This window comes from Pseudomonas sp. 22082 (assembly GCF_052046055.1).
Classification (GTDB): domain Bacteria; phylum Pseudomonadota; class Gammaproteobacteria; order Pseudomonadales; family Pseudomonadaceae; genus Aquipseudomonas; species Aquipseudomonas pharyngis.
Window position 1 is genome coordinate 186626 of record NZ_JBQEQB010000002.1, and the last position, 18530, is coordinate 205155.

General features: G+C 61.9%; 17 protein-coding genes. 6 read left to right on the top strand and 11 right to left on the bottom strand.

Going from position 1 to position 18530, the window contains the following annotated elements; genetic code table 11:
• Positions 1-2 precede the first annotated feature (2 nt).
• Positions 3-908 carry a LysR family transcriptional regulator gene (locus ACTJK9_RS03430; protein WP_221397550.1) on the bottom strand — a complete coding sequence of 302 codons (906 nt, stop codon included), beginning with the start codon at positions 906-908 and terminating at the stop codon, positions 3-5.
• A 130-nt stretch (positions 909-1038) separates the two neighbouring features.
• Between ACTJK9_RS03430 and ACTJK9_RS03435 the strand changes: the two genes are divergently transcribed.
• Complete coding sequence (locus ACTJK9_RS03435) at positions 1039-1869, top strand: oxidoreductase (protein ID WP_440812129.1); 831 nt, start codon at positions 1039-1041, stop codon at positions 1867-1869.
• Positions 1870-1945: 76 nt separating this feature from the next.
• A complete protein-coding gene (locus ACTJK9_RS03440) occupies positions 1946-3478 on the top strand; it encodes an MFS transporter (RefSeq protein ID WP_440812131.1) in 1533 nt (510 codons plus the stop codon).
• A 49-nt stretch (positions 3479-3527) separates the two neighbouring features.
• On the opposite strand, the gene ACTJK9_RS03445 is transcribed toward ACTJK9_RS03440, so the two are convergent.
• Positions 3528-4919: an aldehyde dehydrogenase family protein gene (locus tag ACTJK9_RS03445; RefSeq protein WP_085746204.1), complete on the bottom strand. Its 1392-nt coding sequence runs from the start codon at positions 4917-4919 to the stop codon at positions 3528-3530.
• A gap of 103 nt (positions 4920-5022) precedes the next feature.
• On the opposite strand from ACTJK9_RS03445, the gene ptrR reads away from it, so the two are divergent.
• Complete coding sequence (gene ptrR / locus ACTJK9_RS03450; RefSeq protein ID WP_007950470.1) at positions 5023-5904, top strand: putrescine utilization regulator PtrR; 882 nt, start codon at positions 5023-5025, stop codon at positions 5902-5904.
• A gap of 88 nt (positions 5905-5992) precedes the next feature.
• On the opposite strand, the gene ACTJK9_RS03455 is transcribed toward ptrR, so the two are convergent.
• Together ACTJK9_RS03455 and ACTJK9_RS03460 are read right to left on the bottom strand one after the other, a co-directional pair.
• Positions 5993-7558 carry an aldehyde dehydrogenase (NADP(+)) gene (locus ACTJK9_RS03455; protein ID WP_440812133.1) on the bottom strand — a complete coding sequence of 522 codons (1566 nt, stop codon included), beginning with the start codon at positions 7556-7558 and terminating at the stop codon, positions 5993-5995.
• Positions 7555-8193, bottom strand: a complete 639-nt coding sequence (locus ACTJK9_RS03460) for an isochorismatase family cysteine hydrolase (RefSeq protein WP_440812135.1) — start codon at positions 8191-8193, stop codon at positions 7555-7557. Before ACTJK9_RS03460 ends, ACTJK9_RS03455 begins: the two co-directional genes overlap by 4 nt.
• Before the next feature lie 99 nt (positions 8194-8292).
• Between ACTJK9_RS03460 and ACTJK9_RS03465 the strand changes: the two genes are divergently transcribed.
• Positions 8293-8790, top strand: coding sequence for a winged helix-turn-helix transcriptional regulator (locus tag ACTJK9_RS03465; RefSeq protein WP_085648408.1), 498 nt, complete (start codon positions 8293-8295; stop codon positions 8788-8790).
• Between the two features lie 6 nt (positions 8791-8796).
• Here ACTJK9_RS03465 and ACTJK9_RS03470 read toward each other — a convergent pair whose 3' ends face one another.
• From ACTJK9_RS03470 to ACTJK9_RS03500, 7 genes are all read right to left on the bottom strand, one after another.
• Positions 8797-9420 carry a glutathione S-transferase family protein gene (locus ACTJK9_RS03470; protein WP_085610573.1) on the bottom strand — a complete coding sequence of 208 codons (624 nt, stop codon included), beginning with the start codon at positions 9418-9420 and terminating at the stop codon, positions 8797-8799.
• Between the two features lie 99 nt (positions 9421-9519).
• Positions 9520-10935 (bottom strand): purine-cytosine permease family protein, encoded by a 1416-nt coding sequence (locus tag ACTJK9_RS03475; RefSeq protein ID WP_039766943.1) that lies wholly within the window; start codon positions 10933-10935, stop codon positions 9520-9522.
• A gap of 288 nt (positions 10936-11223) precedes the next feature.
• Positions 11224-12372 carry an acetylornithine deacetylase gene (gene argE / locus ACTJK9_RS03480; RefSeq protein WP_440812139.1) on the bottom strand — a complete coding sequence of 383 codons (1149 nt, stop codon included), beginning with the start codon at positions 12370-12372 and terminating at the stop codon, positions 11224-11226.
• A complete protein-coding gene (locus tag ACTJK9_RS03485; RefSeq protein WP_039766940.1) occupies positions 12369-13046 on the bottom strand; it encodes a DUF1028 domain-containing protein in 678 nt (225 codons plus the stop codon). The genes argE and ACTJK9_RS03485 overlap by 4 nt, the downstream gene beginning before the upstream one ends.
• A 26-nt stretch (positions 13047-13072) precedes the next feature.
• Entirely contained in the window at positions 13073-13489 is a 417-nt protein-coding gene (locus tag ACTJK9_RS03490; RefSeq protein WP_007950460.1) for a RidA family protein, read from the bottom strand.
• Between the two features lie 58 nt (positions 13490-13547).
• On the bottom strand, positions 13548-14855 hold the full coding sequence (locus tag ACTJK9_RS03495; protein ID WP_440812143.1) for a flavin-containing monooxygenase: 1308 nt from the start codon (positions 14853-14855) through the stop codon (positions 13548-13550).
• 260 nt (positions 14856-15115) lie between these two features.
• Positions 15116-15934, bottom strand: coding sequence for an alpha/beta fold hydrolase (locus ACTJK9_RS03500; protein WP_440812145.1), 819 nt, complete (start codon positions 15932-15934; stop codon positions 15116-15118).
• A 184-nt stretch (positions 15935-16118) separates the two neighbouring features.
• Here ACTJK9_RS03500 and ACTJK9_RS03505 point away from each other — a divergent pair, with 184 nt between their 5' ends.
• Together ACTJK9_RS03505 and ACTJK9_RS03510 are read left to right on the top strand one after the other, a co-directional pair.
• Positions 16119-16568, top strand: coding sequence for a winged helix-turn-helix transcriptional regulator (locus ACTJK9_RS03505; RefSeq protein WP_440812147.1), 450 nt, complete (start codon positions 16119-16121; stop codon positions 16566-16568).
• A 235-nt stretch (positions 16569-16803) separates the two neighbouring features.
• Positions 16804-18510 carry a ShlB/FhaC/HecB family hemolysin secretion/activation protein gene (locus ACTJK9_RS03510; RefSeq protein ID WP_085610568.1) on the top strand — a complete coding sequence of 569 codons (1707 nt, stop codon included), beginning with the start codon at positions 16804-16806 and terminating at the stop codon, positions 18508-18510.
• Positions 18511-18530 lie beyond the last annotated feature (20 nt).

The window sequence follows — 18530 nt, forward strand, 5'->3', positions numbered from 1 at the left end:
GCTCAGCCCGTTTTGCCATCGCGGGCAAGGCGGGCGAAGTCGATAAACGCCTTGAGCGGCGCCGGCACATGGCGCCGGCTCGGGTAATACAGGTGCAGACCCGGATAGTACGGGCACCAGTCCGCCAAGACCTGCACCAGACGCCCGGCCGCGAGGTGCTCGCTGACCATGTCTTCGAACACATAGGCCAATCCCAGACCTTGCAACGCCGGGCCGACCATCAGGCTGACATCGCCCAGGGTCAGCGGGCCGTTGACTTCGATTTCCTGATCGATGCCACCGCGTTCGAATTCCCAGCGATACAGCGCGCCGCTGGGAAAGCGGTGACGGATGCAGGGCAGGGTGTGCAGATCCTCCGGTTTTTGCGGCGCGGCGTGCCGTTCCAGAAACGCCGGTGAAGCGACCACCACCGAGCGCAAGGTCGGGCCGATCGGCAGCGACACCATGTCCGCCTCCAGCCGATTGCCGAACCGCACCCCGGCATCAAAACCGGCGGCGACGATATCCAGCAGCGCATCGCTTTCGACCACTTCCAGGCGGATGTCCGGGTAGGCCTGCAGGAACGCCCCGGCAATCGGCAGCAACACCAGTTCGCAGGCCTGACGCCCCGCAGTGATGCGCAGGTTGCCGGAAGGTTTGTCGCGAAAGTGATTGAGGTCTTCGAGCGCGTCGTCGATGTCGCGAAACGCCGGTTTCAGCCGCGCATATAACCGCTCGCCCGCTTCGGTCAGCGCCACACTGCGAGTGGTGCGATTGAACAGACGCACGCCCAGGCGATTTTCCAGAGTGCGCAATGAATGGCTCAGCGCGGACGGTGTCAGGCCCAGATCCACCGCCGCACGGCTGAAATTCAGGTGCTGGGCGATGCAGAGAAAGATCGACAGATCCGCCGTGGACGGGTTTTTCATTTGTGAGCACCTTTCACAAAGTCATGCAAATTTGCTGGGATTATCACATCAGTAGCACGGCTTTAAAGTCGACTCAACTCATCAAGAAGGCCCGGTAATCTCGCCAGGGTCACCGACAGGAGGAGTTGATATGCGTACTTGGCTGATTACCGGAGCTTCCCGTGGTTTTGGCATCCTTATCGCCGGACAGGCCCTGCGTGCCGGTGACGCGGTGATTGCCACCGCCCGCAACCCGCAAGACATCACCGACCGCCTCGGCGATCACCCGAACCTGCTGGCGGTGCGGCTGGACGTCACCCGTGAAGAGGAAGCCCATCAAGCGGTGGCGCAGGGCATCAAGCGCTTCGGCCGCATCGACGTGCTGATCAACAATGCCGGCTTTGGCGTGTTGGGCGCCGTCGAAGAAACCAGCGCCAGCGAAACCGAGCGCCTGTTCGCGACCAACGTGTTCGGCCTGCTCAACGTCACCCGTGCCGTGCTGCCACACATGCGCGCCCAGCGCAGCGGACGGGTCATCAACATCTCGTCGATTGGCGGTTATCAGGCCTACGTGGGCTGGGGTGTCTACGGCTCGACCAAGTTCGCAGTGGAAGGCATCAGCGAAGCGCTGCATCAGGAACTGGCGCCGCTGGGCATTCATGCCACGGTGGTCGAACCGGGCTTCTTCCGCACCGACTTCCTCGACGAGCAGTCGCTGCTCAAGACCGCGCTGGTGCTGCCGGACTACGACGAAACCGTTGGCAAGATGCGCACCTTTGCCGAAGCCGCCAACCATGCGCAACCGGGCGATCCGCTGAAGTTTGCCGAAGCGATGCTGGCGCTGGTCAACGCACCGAACCCGCCGCAGCGGCTGGCGCTGGGCAGCGACACGATTGCGCGGATCGAAGCGAAGAACCGCTTGGTGGCACAGGAGTTGGCCGAGTGGAATGAGCTGGCGCTGTCCACGGATTTCAAGGACTGACCTAGCCCCTCGTTGAAGCTATCGCAGGCTGCGCTCTATTGATCGCAGCCTGATTTTCTTTTCATTGGATGAAATCATGACAAACGTCTCCCAACACACTGGCGCGCGCGACAAGCTGCTGATCCTCGCGGCCATTTGCCTGTCGGCGCTGGTCCTTCCGTTAAGTTTTACCGGTGGCGCGGTGGCGACGCCGGCCATTGGCCGTGACCTGGGCGGCAGCCCGGTGGCGCTGACCTGGATCACCAATGCGTTCATGTTGTCGTTCGGCAGTCTGCTGATGGCGGCGGGGGCGTTGGCCGATGTCTATGGACGCAAGCGCCTGTTCACCGCCGGCATACTGTTGTTCACCGCAGCGTCGATTGCCCAGAGCCTGGCGCCTTCGGTGTTCTGGCTGGATGTGCTTCGGGCGATTCAGGGCGTGGCCGGTGCGGCGGCGCTGGCCAGCGGTTCGGCGGCGTTGGCGCAGGAGTTCGAAGGTCATGCGCGCACCCGTGCGTACAGCATGCTCGGCACCACGTTTGGTATCGGTCTCGCGTTCGGCCCGTTGGTGGCCGGGGCGTTGATCGAGGCGTTCAACTGGCGCGCGATCTTTGTGTTTACCGCGCTGATTGGTGTGATCGCGATGGTCTTCGGCCTGCCGCGCATGCGTGAAACCCGCGACCCCGACGCCAGCGGTCTCGACTGGCCGGGTACCGTGACGTTCAGCTCGATGCTGGCGCTGTTCACGTTCGGTGTGATCCAGGCGCCCGAAAGCGGTTGGGGCAGTCCGTTAGTGGTCGGTCTGTTGGGTGCTTCGGCGTTGTTGCTGGCGCTGTTCGTCTTCATCGAAATGCGCGTCAAACGTCCAATGCTCGATCTGACGCTGTTCCGCTTTCCGCGCTTCGTCGGCGTGCAGATGCTGCCGATCGGCACCTGCTATTGCTACATCGTGCTGGTGGTCATGCTGCCGCTGCGGTTTATCGGCGTCGAAGGCTTGAGTGAAATCGATGCCGGTCTGCTGTTGCTGGCGCTGTCAGCGCCGATGCTGGTGGTGCCGATGCTGGCGGCGTCCATGACACGGTTTGTCTCTGCCGGCATCCTGTCGGGCGTGGGCTTCCTGATTGCCGCCGTGGGGCTGCACTGGCTGAGCCTGTACAACGTCGGCGAGCCGAAATTCGCGCTGGTGGTGCCGATGGTGTTGATCGGGATCGGCGCGGGTCTGCCGTGGGGCTTGATGGATGGACTGTCGGTCAGCGTGGTGCCGAAAGAGCGCGCCGGCATGGCGGCCGGGATTTTCAACACGGTACGGGTGGCGGGTGAAGGGATTGCACTGGCGAGCGTGGCGGCGATTCTTGCCTCGCTGCTGCATACCGATCTGCAGTCAGTGGCCAGCGGTGCAGACGCCGCGCTGATTGCGCAGACCGCGCACCGGGTAACCACCGGTGACATGGCGCATGCGATCAACACGGTTCCGGACCTGGCCAATGAGCGTCTGGTTCAAGGTTACGCTTCGGCGTTCCAGTATCTGCTGCACATCCTGACGATCATCACCCTGGTGTCGGCGGCTGTGGTGCTGGGGCTATTAAGCAAAGATCGGACGGTGTCGGAACCCCAACAGGCTGCGGCATAAATGAAAAAGCCCGGAAGCGCAAAACGCTTCCGGGCTTTCTTTCATTGGATCAACGGCGATCCAGCCATACCGTCTGCGCATTGCAGAACTCGCGCACGCCGAAGTGCGACAGCTCACGACCGAAACCGCTTTTCTTCACGCCGCCGAAGGTCACGCGCGGGTCGCTGGCGGAGTAACCGTTGATGAACACGCCACCGGTTTCCAGTTCGCTGGTCAGTTGCTGGGCCAGGGCGACGTTGGCGGTGTAGATCGTGGCGGTCAGGCCGAACTCGCTGTCGTTGGCCAGCGCTACAGCGTGGGCGCAGTCGCGAGCGGTGATGATCGAGGCCACCGGGCCGAACAGTTCCTGCTTGAACGAAGTCATGCGGTCGGTGACGTCGGCCAGTACGGTCGGCTCGTAGTAGTTGCCCGAACCCTCTACTTTGCCGCCGCCGAGCAGCAGGGTGGCGCCTTCTTCCAGGGTGTCGCGCACTTGTTGATCGAGCTCGTCACGCAGATCGAAACGGGCCATCGGGCCGATGTAGTTGTCGGCGGACAATGGATCGCCCATCTTCAACTGGCGGGTGGCTTCGACGAATTTGCGGGTGAATTCTTCGACCACGCCTTCTTCGATGATCAGGCGTTTGGCGGCGGCGCAAACTTGCCCTGAGTTCTGGTAACGACCGATCACCGCCGCTTGCACGGCTTCGTCGATATCGGCGTCATTGAGCACGATGAACGGATCGGAGCCGCCCAGCTCCAGCACGCATTTCTTCAGCGCGGCACCGGCCTGTGCACCGATGGCCATGCCGGCGCGGACGCTGCCGGTCAGGGTTACGGCGGCAATGCGCGAATCGGCAATGGCGGTCGAAACGCCTTCCGGGGTGACGTTGATCACTTCAAACACGCCATCGGCAAAACCGGCGCGGGTGAAGGCGTCGCGCAACAGATAGGCGCTGCCCATCACGTTCGGCGCATGCTTGAGCACGTAAGTATTGCCGGCGATCAGCGCCGGGACGGCGCCACGCAGCACTTGCCAGATCGGGAAGTTCCACGGCATCACGGCGAGGATCGGGCCGAGTGGACGGTACTCGATGCGCGCCTTGCCGCCTTCGACCAGCGTCGCTTCGGCGTTGAGCATGGCCGGGCCGTGTTCGGCGTACCACTCGCAGAGTTTGGCGCATTTCTCGATTTCGCCACGGGCCTGGGCGATCGGCTTGCCCATTTCCTGGGTGATCATGGTGGCCATGGCTTCGCTGCTGTCACGCAGCGCACCGGCCAGCGCGGTCAGGGCGCGGGAGCGATCCTGCAGTGGCTTGCGTTTCCACTTGTTGAAGCCGAACGCCGCGCGGGTCAGCGCAGCATCGAGGGCTTCGGCGGATTCGAAAGCGTAGTGACCGATCTGCTCGCCGGTGGCGGGATTGATCGAGATGGCGTGGGTCTGGCTGGAAATCGGGCTCATGGCGTCGTCCTGCGAGGTCAGTGGATGCGCTCAGAGTAGGGTGGCGTTTGATTTCTGGAAACTGAATAATAAAGAGCGTTTCTTTCACGATTGGAGAATGACTGTGGATCTGGTGCAACTGGAAATCTTCAAGGCCGTTGCCGAACACGGCAGCATCAGCGCTGCGGCGGCGCAGATCCATCGCGTGCCGTCGAACCTGACGACGCGCATCAAGCAATTAGAGGAAGATCTGGGCGTCGATCTGTTCATCCGCGAGAAAAGCCGCTTGCGCCTGTCACCGGCCGGCTGGAGTTTTCTCGAGTACGCGCGGCGCATTCTCGATCTGGTCCAGGAAGCCCGCGCCACCGTCGCTGGCGAGGAACCGCAAGGCGCGTTCCCGCTGGGCTCGCTGGAAAGTACGGCGGCGGTGCGCATTCCCGGTTTGCTGGCGACCTACAACCAGCAACATCCGAAAGTCGATCTGGACCTGTCGACCGGTCCTTCCGGGACGATGATCGACGGTGTGCTTTCGGGGCGCCTGGCGGCCGCGTTCGTCGACGGCCCGGTCCTGCATCCGGCGCTGGAAGGCATCCCGGCATTCGAAGAAGAAATGGTCATCATCTCGCCGCTTCATCACGGGCCGATCCAGCGCGCAGCGGACGTGAACGGCGAGAACATCTATGCATTTCGTTCGAACTGCTCTTATCGCCATCACTTCGAAAAATGGTTCAGCACCGACGCTGCGGTGCCCGGCAAGATCTTCGAAATGGAGTCCTATCACGGCATGCTCGCCTGCGTCAGTGCGGGTGCCGGCCTGGCTTTGATGCCGCGCAGCATGCTGCAAAGCATGCCCGGCTGCGCGACGGTCAGCGTATGGCCGCTGGCGTCGGATTTCCGCTATTTGACGACGTGGCTGGTGTGGCGACGGGGCACGGTTTCGCGCAGTCTGAGTATGTTTGTGCGTTTGCTGGAGGAGCGCGGTGTGGTGCGTGCAGAAGAGAATTGACGCTCTGGGTTCGGGTCTTCTCCATGAAGACCTGCTCATTTGATTGAAAAGCGTGCCCGGTTCGGTGATCCGCCGAACCGGGCATTTTTTATTGGCCGTCGATGCTGCGGGGCAGGTTGAGTGGATTGGCGTCGCGCAACACCTCCGGCAACAACGCATCCGGAAACCCCTGATACGCCACCGGCCGCAAAAAGCGTTCGATCGAGGTCATGCCGACCGAGGTGAAGCGGCTGTCCGAGGTAGCCGGGAATGGGCCGCCGTGTACGGTGGCGAAGGTCACTTCCTGCGGGTGGGCGAAGGCGTTGACCACGATGCGTCCGGTGCGGCGCTCGAGGATCGGCAGCAGACGCCGGGCCAGATCCAGATCGCGGTCTTCAAGGTGAATGGCTGCGCTCAGTTGGCCCTTGAACGAACGGGCAACTGCCAGCAGTTCTTCCTCATCGCTGACCGTCACCAGCAGTGCAGCCGGGCCGAACACTTCATGGGCCAGTGCGGGTTCGTTGAGAAAGTGCTGGCCACTGACTTCCAGCAACGCCGAGCGGCCTTCAAACGGGCCATCCGTCGGCGCGCCAACCGCCACCAGATTCGCCCCCACGCTTTCCATTGCCACCAGCCCCTTGACGTATGAACCGTGAATCCCCGGCGTCAGCATCGTGCGCGCCGGCGCTTCGCTGACTCGCTTGATCATCGCGCTGCGCAACGCTTGCAGACCTTCGCCCTCGACCGCGATCAGGATCGATGGACACAGGCAGGCTTGGCCGACATTAACCAGCATCCGCTCGACAAAGCCATCGCCGATCTCACCGCCGCGCGCGGTCAGCGCTGTGGGCAAAATGAAGGTCGGGTTGACGCTGGTCATTTCGGTAAACACCGGGATCGGATCAGGCCGCAATTGAGCGCGGCGATAAAGCGCCATGCCGCCCACCTCTGAACCGGTGAAGGTCACCGCTTTAATCAAAGGATGATCGACCAGCGCTTCACCGATGGCGTTACCACCACCGCGCACCATGGAGAAAACCCCTTCATGCAAGCCATGCGACTGCACCGCTTTGCGGATAGCACGAGCCTGGATTTCCGAGGCTCCGGGATGCGCGTTATGCGCCTTGAGAATCACCGTCGCACCGGCCGCGAGTGCCGACGCAGTGTCGCCACCGGCCACCGAATAGGAGATCGGAAAATTGCTCGCACCGAAGATTGCCACCGGGCCGATGGCGATTTTCTGCAGGCGATGATCCATTCGGGGTCGCGGCTGACGCTCCGGCTGTGCCGGGTCGATTGCCAGCTGCAGGAAGCGCCCCTTGCGCACCACCTCGGCGAACTGGCGAAACTGGGTCGCGGCCCGGGCGGCTTCGCCTTCAAGCTGCGCCTGAGGCAGACCGGTTTCAAGTGCGGCGCGGGCTGCAAGCTCCTTGCGTACGGCGTCGAGATTGTCGGCGATGCTTTCCAGAAACGCCGCGCGTTCGGCCAGCGAGGTGTGGCTGTAGCTGTCGAATGCCGCGTCGGCGAGGGTTGCCGCCTGATCGACCTGGGCTGTGCCACCAAAGGCGAATTCCGGCTCGATCAGCATGTTGGTCGCCGGATTCAGCGCCTTCATCATGCCCTCAGTGGCGGGTACGTCAGCGGCGCCGATCAGCAGGTGGCCTGTCAGACTCATTTCGTTTCACCTTGCGACTGAAGAGTGGCGATCAGTTCGTCCGTGGTGGTGATGACATGGGCGAAGGTCGGGCCGTTGAGTTCGTGGGCGGCGTGCATCATTTCTTCCTTGAACGCGGCGGTCGCATCGCGCACCAGCGTGACGTGATAGCCGAGTTCCGATGCATAGCGCGCGGTGGCTTCGATGCAGGTGTTGGCCAGCAGGCCGACGATGATCACGTGGGTGACGCCTTGCTGTTTCAGGCGAAAGTCAAGGTCGGTATTGGCGAAACCGCTGGAGCCCCAGTGTTCCTGAACCACGATGTCGCCGTCCTTCGGTGCGAAATCCGGGTGCCATTCACCACCCCATTCGCCGCGCGCAAAGTGGTGCATGTGCATGATCTTTTGTTGGGTCGGGGTTGGATGATCCCAGTTCTCGTAGTCGCCTTTGACCCAGCGATGATGCGGTACGATGAACACCGGAATCGGCAGGGCCCGCACGGCGCGATCGAGTTTGCGCAGGTTGTCGAGCAGGCCGTTCTGCTCGGCCATCGGTTTGAGCAGCGGAAAGATCTTGCCGCCCTCGGAGAGAAAATCGTTGTACGGATCGACCAGCAGGTAGGCGGTTCTGTCGAGCGGATAAAGAGGTTTCGACATGACGATGTACTCCGGCAATGAGAGTGATCGATGCTCAGGGCTTGTTCCCGCATCGTGTTGATATGATAATCATAGTAACTGTGTAAGAGGCAAGCCCTGATGGCTGTAAACGATAGTCTTCCTGAGACCCTGTGCCCGATTTCCCGGGCCGAGGCGATCGTCGGCGACCGCTGGACAGTGCTGGTTTTGCGCGAATTGTTCATGGGCAGCCACCGCTATGACGAGATCCTGGCGCAGACCGGCGGCACGCCGCAGATGGTCGCCGCCCGTCTGAAAAGCCTGGAAGCGGACGGACTGGTCGAGCGCCGCTTGTACAACGAGCGGCCGAAACGCTACGAGTACCACCTCACCGCAAAGGGTGAGGCGTTTTACCCGGTGGTGATCGCGCTACGCGCCTGGGGCGAGACCTGGTGTAAATCGCCGGAGGAGGGGCTGGCGGTGAACATGACCCACAAGAACTGCAACCACAGCGCCGGCCTCGGACCGATGTGCGATCACTGCGGTGAAGTGTTGCGCCGTGAGGATTTGATCAGCCAGCCGCAAGAGGCGTACGCCGCGGAACGACAGGCGCGGCGTGAGGCGTTCAAAAACAAATGACTGAAATCACGGCGTGCCATTTCGTCCGTGCAATCGGTAAGCGGGGTGTTGGCTCAGGCGTTCGTAATAAGCGCTCACTGCGGGCAGGTGCGGATGCTCCAGCGGCGTCTCGAACCAGCGATTGACCGACAGGCCGATAGGGATGTCGGCGAGGGAAAACTGCTCGCCGCTGACATAGGCGCCGGTTTTTTGCAGCTGCCGGTCGAGGATCTCCATGTGCCTTGCCCACTCCCGGCAACCGGCCGCAAGAGCAACGCTGTCCTGATGCGCGGGTGACTTGCGCACCAGCGAAAGAAACGCGTACGACCACGACTTGTTCAGCTCCGAAGCCTGCCAGTCGATCCATTGATCCACCCGCGCGCGGGCACGCGCCTCGCTCGGGTAAAGTTGCTCGCCGCCGTAGCGCGACGCCAGGTAGCGAATGATCGAGTTCGATTCCCACAGCGTGAAGTCATCGTCCTGAATCACCGGCACCATCGCGCAGGGATTGAGTGCGAGAAACTGCGGCGTCAACGTTGATTGAAAACCTGAGCCCCAGTCTTCGCGTTCGAAGGGAAGATTCAGTTCAGCACAGGTCCACAGCACTTTGCGCACATTGATCGATGAGGCTTTGCCCAGAATTCGCAGCATTGGATTTCCATCTCCGGTTGTCGTCGGGCGTAAAGAAATAGCACAACGCAAAGCAGAAGGCCCGCGAATGGCGGGCCTTGTTGGTGCATCGAGTCAATCTCAGAGACTGCCCGCCAGTTTTCCGGAGGTCAGCCGCCGACGATAAGCACTGTCACGGGTCGCCAGCCAGAAATACAGCGGCGAAGTCACCAGCAAGCCAACCAGCCACGACAGGTCCGCGCCGTTGATGTGCGCCGACACCGGCCCGACGTACAGCGGCGTGTTCATGAATGGAATCTGCACCGCGATACCGATCGCATAGGCCAGCAAGGCCTGCGGGTTGTAACGGCCGTAGATGCCGCCGTCGACCTGGAAGATCGAGCCGATGTCGTACTGGCCTTTGTGGATGGCGTAGAAGTCGATCAGGTTGATCGCGGTCCACGGCACCAGTACGACCAACAACACCAGCACCATGTCGACGAAGTGGCCGATGAAGTCCGCCGAGGCGCCGACCGCAGCGAAACAGCAGGCCAGCAGCACGATGATCGAAATCACCGCGCGGCTCTTGGCGGTCGGGATCCAGCGGTAGGCAAAGGTCTGCACCAGGGTGATCAGCGACAGCACCGCGCCGTACAGGTTGAGGGCGTTGTGGCTGATGACGCTGAGCAGGAACAGCACCAGCATCAGCGGGCCGATGGCACCGGTGGCGAGTTTCACCGCGTCCATGGTGTCCATGCCCACCGGGGTTGCCAGCACCGCGACGGCGCCGAACACGAACGACAGGCTCGAGCCCAGCGCCGATCCCAGATAGGTCGTCCAGAAGGTCGCCGCCACCGGCACGTTCGCCGGCAGGTAACGCGAGTAGTCCGACACGTAAGGCGCAAACGCGATCTGCCACAGCGCCGCCAGCGACACCGTTGCCAGCCAGCCCGAGAGGTTAAAGCTGCCGCGAGTGAGGAAATCATCGGTCTGGATGTGGGTGAGGATGTAGCCGAAGCCGACCACGATGCCGATCCCCAGCACCCAGGTGCCAATGCGGTTGAGCACGTGGATGAAGCGGTAGCCGATGATGCCGATGATCCCCGAGCCCAGCGCACCGATGACGATGCCGACCGGCACCGGAACGCTGTCGACCACGCCATGCAGGGACTTGCCGGCCAGCACGATGTTGGAGGCGAAGAAGCCGATGTACATGACGCCGGCAATCAACACCACCAGCAGCGCGCCGAGGGAGCCGAATTGCGCGCGGCTCTGGATCATCTGCGGGATGCCCATCTGCGGGCCTTGCGCCGAGTGCAGCGCCATCAGCACACCGCCGACCAGATGGCCGACCAGAATGGCGACGATGCCCCACACCAGATTCAGGTGAAACAGTTGCACGCCGAGAGCGCCGGTGACGATGGGCAACGGCGCGATATTGCCGCCGAACCAGAGGGTGAACAGATCCCGAACCTTTCCGTGGCGATCTTCGGGCGGCACGTAGCCGATCGTGTGTTTTTCAATGAGCGGTGCAGACGTTGATGCAGAGGTGGTCATGACGAACTCCAAGGCAAGGACGAGTACGTGGACGTACTTCAATGAGCGCCGGCACGGACGGCGCATTTCTTGTTGGGGTTGATCATGGGCAAGGAAAGGGGAGAGATAAATTAGTAGTTTTGTTGCTTCAGGCGTTAAAAAAACGAGGCTCTCCGGTCAGTTGAAAACGCTCTGTTGCGGGCGTTTCAGCCCGGTGAACGACAACGCAGCTGACCTCCATCGGAGCAGCTGTCTGTCGGTGAGCCGGCGGCTTGGCTGCGGATTTCAATCCAGCAGCCAGGCGTTTTTTCAAAGACGAATCGCCACTAGCATCCGTTGCAGCATCGCATCGCAGGCCGTGAGCTGATCGACGCTGACGAACTCGTCCGGCTTGTGGCCCTGATCCATGCTGCCGGGGCCGCACACCACCGTGGGAATCCCCGCCGCGTCGAACAATCCGCCTTCGGTGCCAAAGGCCACGGTGCCGAAATCGTCCGAGCCACAGAACGTGGCGATCAGTTCCGCAGCCTGGCTCCGGGCATCTGTGGCCAGCCCCGGATACGCCGACAATTCACTGAACCGGATATCGCTTTGCTCGCTGACGGCCCGCATTCGCGGCAGCATTTGCTGCTCGGCGTAGGCCTTGAGTTGCTGCGCGACCAACGCCGGGTCCTGCGAGGGCAGGGCACGGATTTCGAAGTCGAAACGGCAATCGGCGGGGACGATGTTCAACGCCTTGCCACCGCCGATCACGCCGGTTTGCACCGTGGAGTACGGCGGGTCGAAACGCGGGTCGAGGTGTTCATCCTTGAGCTGTCGACCGATGCGTCCCAGCTCGCCGATCAGCTCGGCGGCGCATTCGATGGCGTTGACCCCAAGTGGCGCGTAAGCCGAGTGACAGGCGTGCCCCTGGACATCGCAGCGCATCGCCAGTTTGCCCTTGTGCCCGAGCACCGGTTTGAGTTCGGTCGGCTCGCCGATGATGCACAGCAGCGGTTTGACCGGACGTTGCTCCAGCACCTTGAGCAGCGAGCGCACACCGAGGCAGCCGACTTCTTCGTCGTACGACAGGGCAAAGTGCACCGGCAGGCGCAACGGTGCTTCGATCAACGACGGCACCAGCGCCAGCACGCAGGCGATGTAGCCCTTCATGTCCGCCGTGCCGCGACCGTAAAGCTTGCCGTCGCGCTCGCTCAGTTCGAACGGCGGCAGCGTCCACGGCTGGCCATCGACCGGCACCACATCGGTGTGCCCCGACAGCACGATGCCCGGCTGATCGGCCGGGCCGATCGTGGCAAACAGATTGGCCTTGCTGCGCTCATCGTTGTAGATCAGCTCGCACGGCACATCGAAACCTTCGAGGTAGCTGCGCACGAAGTCGATGAATTGCAGGTTGGACTCGCGGCTGGTGGTGTCGAACCCCACCAGCGTCTTGAGCAACGCGACGCTGTCGCTCATCGGTCGTCTCCGGCAACCCCGTAGCCCGGCGCCTTGGCCGGATCCAGGGCGCGGTCGATGTAGTCCTGCAACTGCGGGCGATAGGCGTCCCACAGTTTCTGCAATTGACCGATCGGGTCTTCATCGGCCCAGTCCACCCGCAGGTTGACGATGGGCCAGGTCAACTCGCCGACCACGACCACGGCCGCCGAATGCACCGGGCCCGCTTCACCGCCCAAGGCCTGGGCGGCGTGCAAGGCCTTGATCAGGCGATCGGCCAATTGACCTTCGCCTTCTTCGAACGCGCTGACCATGGCTTCGATCACCGAGCGCCCGGCGAGCATGTTGCCCGCCGCCACGCATTGCTCGCCCGACACGGCGTTGTGCACGCCGAGGGTCTGCGCGCCGCTGAAATGCGCGGTCTGGCCGAGGTGGTTGATGGCCGTGATCTGCCGGTACTGGCTGTAGCCGTTGCGGGTCAGCACCTTGTCCAGCGCCGCCTCGGGCGCCAGGCCTTGTTCCATCAGGGCAAGCACTTCCGGGCCGAGCGATGGCAGGGTGATGTTCTGGCTCGACACCGCGCCAACCCCCGGCAACAGCCACGGGCAGCGTGCGCCGACGGCAATGCTCGAGGAGCTGATGGCGATGCCGAACTGACCGGTTTCGGGGCAACGGGCGGCGATGGAAAATGTCATGTGTGGCCTCCTTCGCTAAGGTCGAATTACTCGGGGATCACCGCAACCACATCAATCTCCATCAGCCATTGCGGCTGACCCAAGGCCGACACCACCAGCCCCGTAGAGATCGGGAACACGCCCTTCAGCCACTTGCCGACTTCCTGATACACCGGCTCGCGGTAGCGCGGGTCGATCAGGTAGGTGGTGGTCTTGACGATATGGCTCAGGTCGCTGCCGGCCTCTTCGAGCAATTGCTTGACGTTGCGCATCGCCTGTTCGGTCTGCGCGCGCGGGTCGCCGAGGCCGACCAGTTCGCCATCGAAATTGGTCCCGACCTGACCACGCACATACACGGTGTTGCCGGCGCGCACAGCCTGGCACAGGTCGTTGTCCAGGGTCTGGTTCGGGTAGGTGTCCTTGGTGTTGAACATACGGATGCGGGTGTGGGTTGGCTGACTCATGTGAGGCTCCTGACGAAATCGAACCCGGCGCGACAGGCGCCGGTACTGAAGAGGGAAATCAAGCGTCGACGGTGTCGACAGCGTGGTTGTGCAGCGCGGCTTCGCGTTGTTCGGCATCGCGATAAGCCAGGTATTTGAGCTGGGTGGCGATGTGATCGGCCACGTGCTTGGCGTCGTGCCAAACGCCCCAGATGAACGACGAACCGCGTCGCGACTGCCACGGCAAGCCGAGGAAATACACACCCGACTCGCTGGACACACCGCGCTGATGTTGCGGCTTGCCGTTGTCGTCGAAAGCGGCGACTTTCAGCCACGAATAGTCCACGGCAAACCCGGTGGCCCAGATGATCGAGGTGATACCGGCGGCGGCCAGATCGAGATCGGTCAGCGGGTTTTTTACGCATTCAGGGTCCGGATACGTCTCGCGGGCTTCCGGTTCCAGCGGCAGGTCGAGGCCGTTGCGTTCGATATAGGCGTCGGCGGCATCCAGCAGCGCAAGGTAGTTCTCGTCGCCACGTTTGAGGTTGTCGCGCAGGTCCTGTTTGAAGGTCACCACGCCGTTGCTGAACGATTCGGTGACGCCGACCAAAGTCATGCCGCGATGGGCCAGACCACGGAAGTCGATGGTGCGGCCACCGTGGGCGCCGCTGACGGCGATGGTCACGTGCTCGCGGCCGGGTTTCATCGCGGCTTGATCCCATTCGCCGAGCACGCCCAGCCACCAGCAGAAATCACGGTTGCGGTAAGCGCGAGGAGGGCGGTCATGGGCGCCGACCGAGAGGTAAACCTGCTTGCCAGAGCGCTGCAATTCGTCTGCGATCTGCACGCCCGACGAACCGGCGCCGACCACCAGCACCGCGCCGGCCGGCAGTTGTTGCGGGTTGCGATAGTCGGCCGAGTGAATCTGCAGCAGACGCTCATCTTTCGGCGCAATCGCCGGGATCACCGGACGCTGGAACGGGCCGGTGGCGGCGACGACACGGGCCGCTTCGATCACGCCCTCCGAGGTCTCGACAGTGAAGCCCGGACGCCCGACATTGCGCACCACGCTTTTCACATCGACACCGGTGCGGATCGGCGCATTGAATTTCTTCGCATAGGCTTCGAAGTAATCGGCGACACGTTCCTTGTGGGCGAAACCGTCCGGATCGACATCATCGAATTCCATCCCCGGAAACCGGTCGTGCCACGCCGGACCGTTGGCCACCAGCGAGTCCCAGCGCCCGGTGCGCCAACGTTCGGCAATGCGGTTGCGCTCCAGAACGAGGTGCGGCACACCGAGTTTGCTCAGGTGTTCACTCATGGCCACACCCGCTTGACCGGCGCCGACAACAAGCGTGTCTGTTTTTATTATTTCAGTGGTCATCTCTGATCCCTTCTCACGAGGCCGTTGGATTCAGGTCGCTGTCGACCTGTTCTCTGTGCTTGGGATCAGACTAGGGAGGGGGTGGTTATCGGTAAAATATTATTAAGCTGGCATGTGAAGATAAAAACGTGATGCAGAGGCCTGAAAGGCCCGTAATCAAGGGGCTTCGCCCTGGCACCGGAATCCGGGACAACGAAAAAAAGGGCCGTCGACAGGTGTGTCGACGGCCCTTTTCAGTTGGCGCTTGAATTACATCAAATTCAACGATTGAGGAACGCCAGCAGGTCTTCGTTCAGTGCCTGCGCATGGGTCACGGCAAACCCGTGCGGCGCACCGGCGTAAACCTTCAGCTCGGCACCCTTGATTTGCTCGGCGGCGCGTTTGCCGGTGGTTTCGAACGGCACGATGACGTCGCCGTCACCATGGATTACCAGGGTCGGTACATCGATTTTCGCCATGTCAGGGCGGAAGTCGGTTTCCGAGAACGCAGTGACGCAATCCACGGTGCCTTTTAGCGAGGCCAGCAGCGCAATATTCAGGGTTTGTGTCAGCACGCCGTCCGAAACTTTCTGACCTTTATCGAGGCCATAGAACGGCGTGTTGAAGTCAGCGATGAACTGCGCGCGATCCTTCAAAAGACCCGCCTTGATCCCGTCGAATACCGGCTTGTCGACGCCCTCGGCGAAGTCCGGTTTCTTGCCGAACAGCGGCGTTACCGCGCCCAGCAACACCAGCCCGGCGACACGCTCGCTGCCGTGACGCGCGATGTAGCGGCTGACATCGCCGCCGCCCATGGAGAAGCCGACCAGGGTCACGTCACGCAGGTCGAGGTGCTCGATCAACTGCGCGATGTCATCGGCGAAGGTGTCGTAGTCGTAGCCGGTCCAAGGCTGCTCGGAGCGCCCGAATCCACGACGGTCGAAGGCGATGGTGCGGTAGCCGCGGCTGCTCAGGTATTCCATCTGGTATTCCCACATGTCGGCGTCCAGCGGCCAGCCGTGGCTGAACAGCACGGGCTTGCCGCTGCCCCAGTCCTTGAAATAGATCTCGGTGCCGTCTTGGGTCGTGAAGGTGCTCATGAAAACTCCTTGTGTCGGGGCGTGTGTGGTTGCCGGGATGGCATCGCTGACTATCGCGGTTAAGCGTCTGGTCTACTTGTACGCAGGTGCTAAGTTTCGCCAGCCGATCAGCGTAGACGCTCGCGGGCGCCAGAGTTGTAAGATGCAACCACGATTTGATGACCGTTTTGCTGGAGAGCGCTGAATGAAACGCAAAAGCCTGGAGGGCAACATCTGCCCGGTTGCCCGGACGCTGGACCTGATCGGCGACTGGTGGTCGTTGCTGATCATCCGCGACGCGCTGGAAGGCATCAGTCGTTTCAGCGATTTCGAGAAGAGCCTGGAAATCGCCAAGAACATGTTGAGCATGCGGCTCAAAGGGCTGGTGGAGCGGGGCATCCTGCGCCTGGTGCCGGCGTCCGACGGCAGCGCCTACAAGGAGTACGTGCTGACTGAAAAGGGCCGGGCCTTGCAAACCGTGATCGTTGCGTTGTCGCAGTGGGGTGGGGAGTTCATGTTCGAGCCGGGCGAGGCGGGGTCGGTGATGGTGGATGCGCAGAAGGGGCAACCGATTCGCAAGCTTGAGTTGCGGTCAGCCGATGGTCGATTGTTGGCACCGGACGATGTGGCGACGAAACGGGCTGTTGAGTACTGAGGTGAAGTGAGCGGGTCTGTCGGATATTTCGTTTTCGGAACGTTCTCTGATTTGGTGACCGTTTTTCCTTGGTTGATCTACGAAACATCCTGCATCTCTGTCGGAGTCGGACGATTTCACCGATGCCGCTCGTCGGCCACACTATTTCGGTGAATCCTTAAATTGACGTCAGAATAGTGGCTCTTTAACATGGTGCCACTATTCTGATATCGCTTTCCGTCTCGAGGGATCGAACATGTCCTCACCCGCCCTCGTGGCGAGGTTGTGCCTGGCTTTGCTATGCCTTTCTCCGCTCCAAACCGCACTTGCAGCACCTACCCCCGGTGAAACCGACCTGATTCGCGAACGTCAGAACCGTCTGCTCGAAGAGCAGCAGCGCCGGCTCGAAGAGCTCAAGGATCTACCTGGCAAAGAGGCCAAACCGGCTCAGCCGGAAGCCCCCACCGACACGCGTTGCTTTCAGATCAACGACATCGAGCTCAAAGGCGCCGACAGCCTGTCGGAGAGTGACAAGAGCCGTTTGCTCAAGCCCTACATCGGCCAGTGTCTCGGTGTGCCTCAGCTGAATGAAGTACTGAAGGTCATCACCGATCACTACATCGAGAAGGGTTGGGTGACCAGCCGTGCTTACCTGCCACAGCAGGATCTGTCCGGTGGACATCTCAAAGTACTGGTGGTCGAAGGCAAACTCGAGGGCTTGAAAGGCGCCGACAATAGCAAGCTTTCCGAGCGAGAGCTGTCGATGGCGTTTCCCGGCAAGGCCGGTGAGCTGGTGAACCTGCGCGAGATCGAGCAGATGGTCGATCAGCTCAATCGCCTCCCTTCCAACCAGGCCAAGATGGAGCTGTCGCCAGGCCAGAACGTCGGCGGCAGTGAGGTGCTGGTCACCAACACCCCGCAGAAACCATGGCGCGCCGGGCTGTCGCGTAGCAACGACGGTCAGCGCAGCACCGGTGAGCAGCAGTGGGGCACGACATTCGACTGGGACAGCCCGCTGGGCCTGGCCGACCAATTGAGTCTGCGCGGCGGTCATGACGCAATGACCGATCATCAGCACACCTCCAACAACGCCATGCTCAACTACAACCTGCCGTGGGGCTGGTGGAACTTCAGCTACACCTACAGCCAGAGTGAGTACCGCTCGCAGATCGCTGCCAACGGCTACAACTTCAAGCAGACCGGCGACAGCGAGAACCATCAGTTGCGCGCCGAGCGGGTGATCCATCGCGACTCGGTCAGCAAGACCTCCCTCAGCGCCGGTCTGTCGTATCTGCGCACCAACAATTTCATCGAAGACAGCAAGCTCAAGCTGAGCAGTAACCGCATTAGTGAAGCGCAGTTCGGCTTCAACCACGGGCGACGGATCGGCAGCGCCTTCGTCAACTTCGATGCCGGCATGCAGGAAGGTATCGGTGCATTCGACGCTCAGGGCAGCCACGATCCGGGTCCCGGCGAGCCCGACGCGCGCTATCGCAAGTACACCGCGACCCTGAGCTATCTGCAGCCATTCAAAGTGTGGGGCGAGTCCTTCAGCTTTAGCAGCCTGATGACCGGCCAGCGCAGTGAGGACGTGTTGTTCAGCCCGCAACGCACCAGCCTCGGCGGGTCGTCTTCGATCCGTGGCTACAAGGATCAATCGCTGTCTGGCGACAGCGGCGGCTATTGGCGCAACGACCTGCGCTGGTCGCGCCCGGTGAGTGCCGAATGGCTGCGCCCGGTGTTCGCCGAATACGGCACCAGCCTCGGTTACGACCAGGGCGTGATTCGTGGCGACCGTTACAACGGCGACCAGCACGGGCGGATGTCGAGCAACTCGCTCGAGCTGTTCGCCCGGGGCGAGCATGTGGCGGCAAGCGTGACCTTCGCTCATTCCCTGGAGCGGCCGGACGCACTGACCGAGCGCGAGGCACCGATCTACTTCCGTCTGGATTTTTTCATCTAATTACATTTACCCGAGACCAC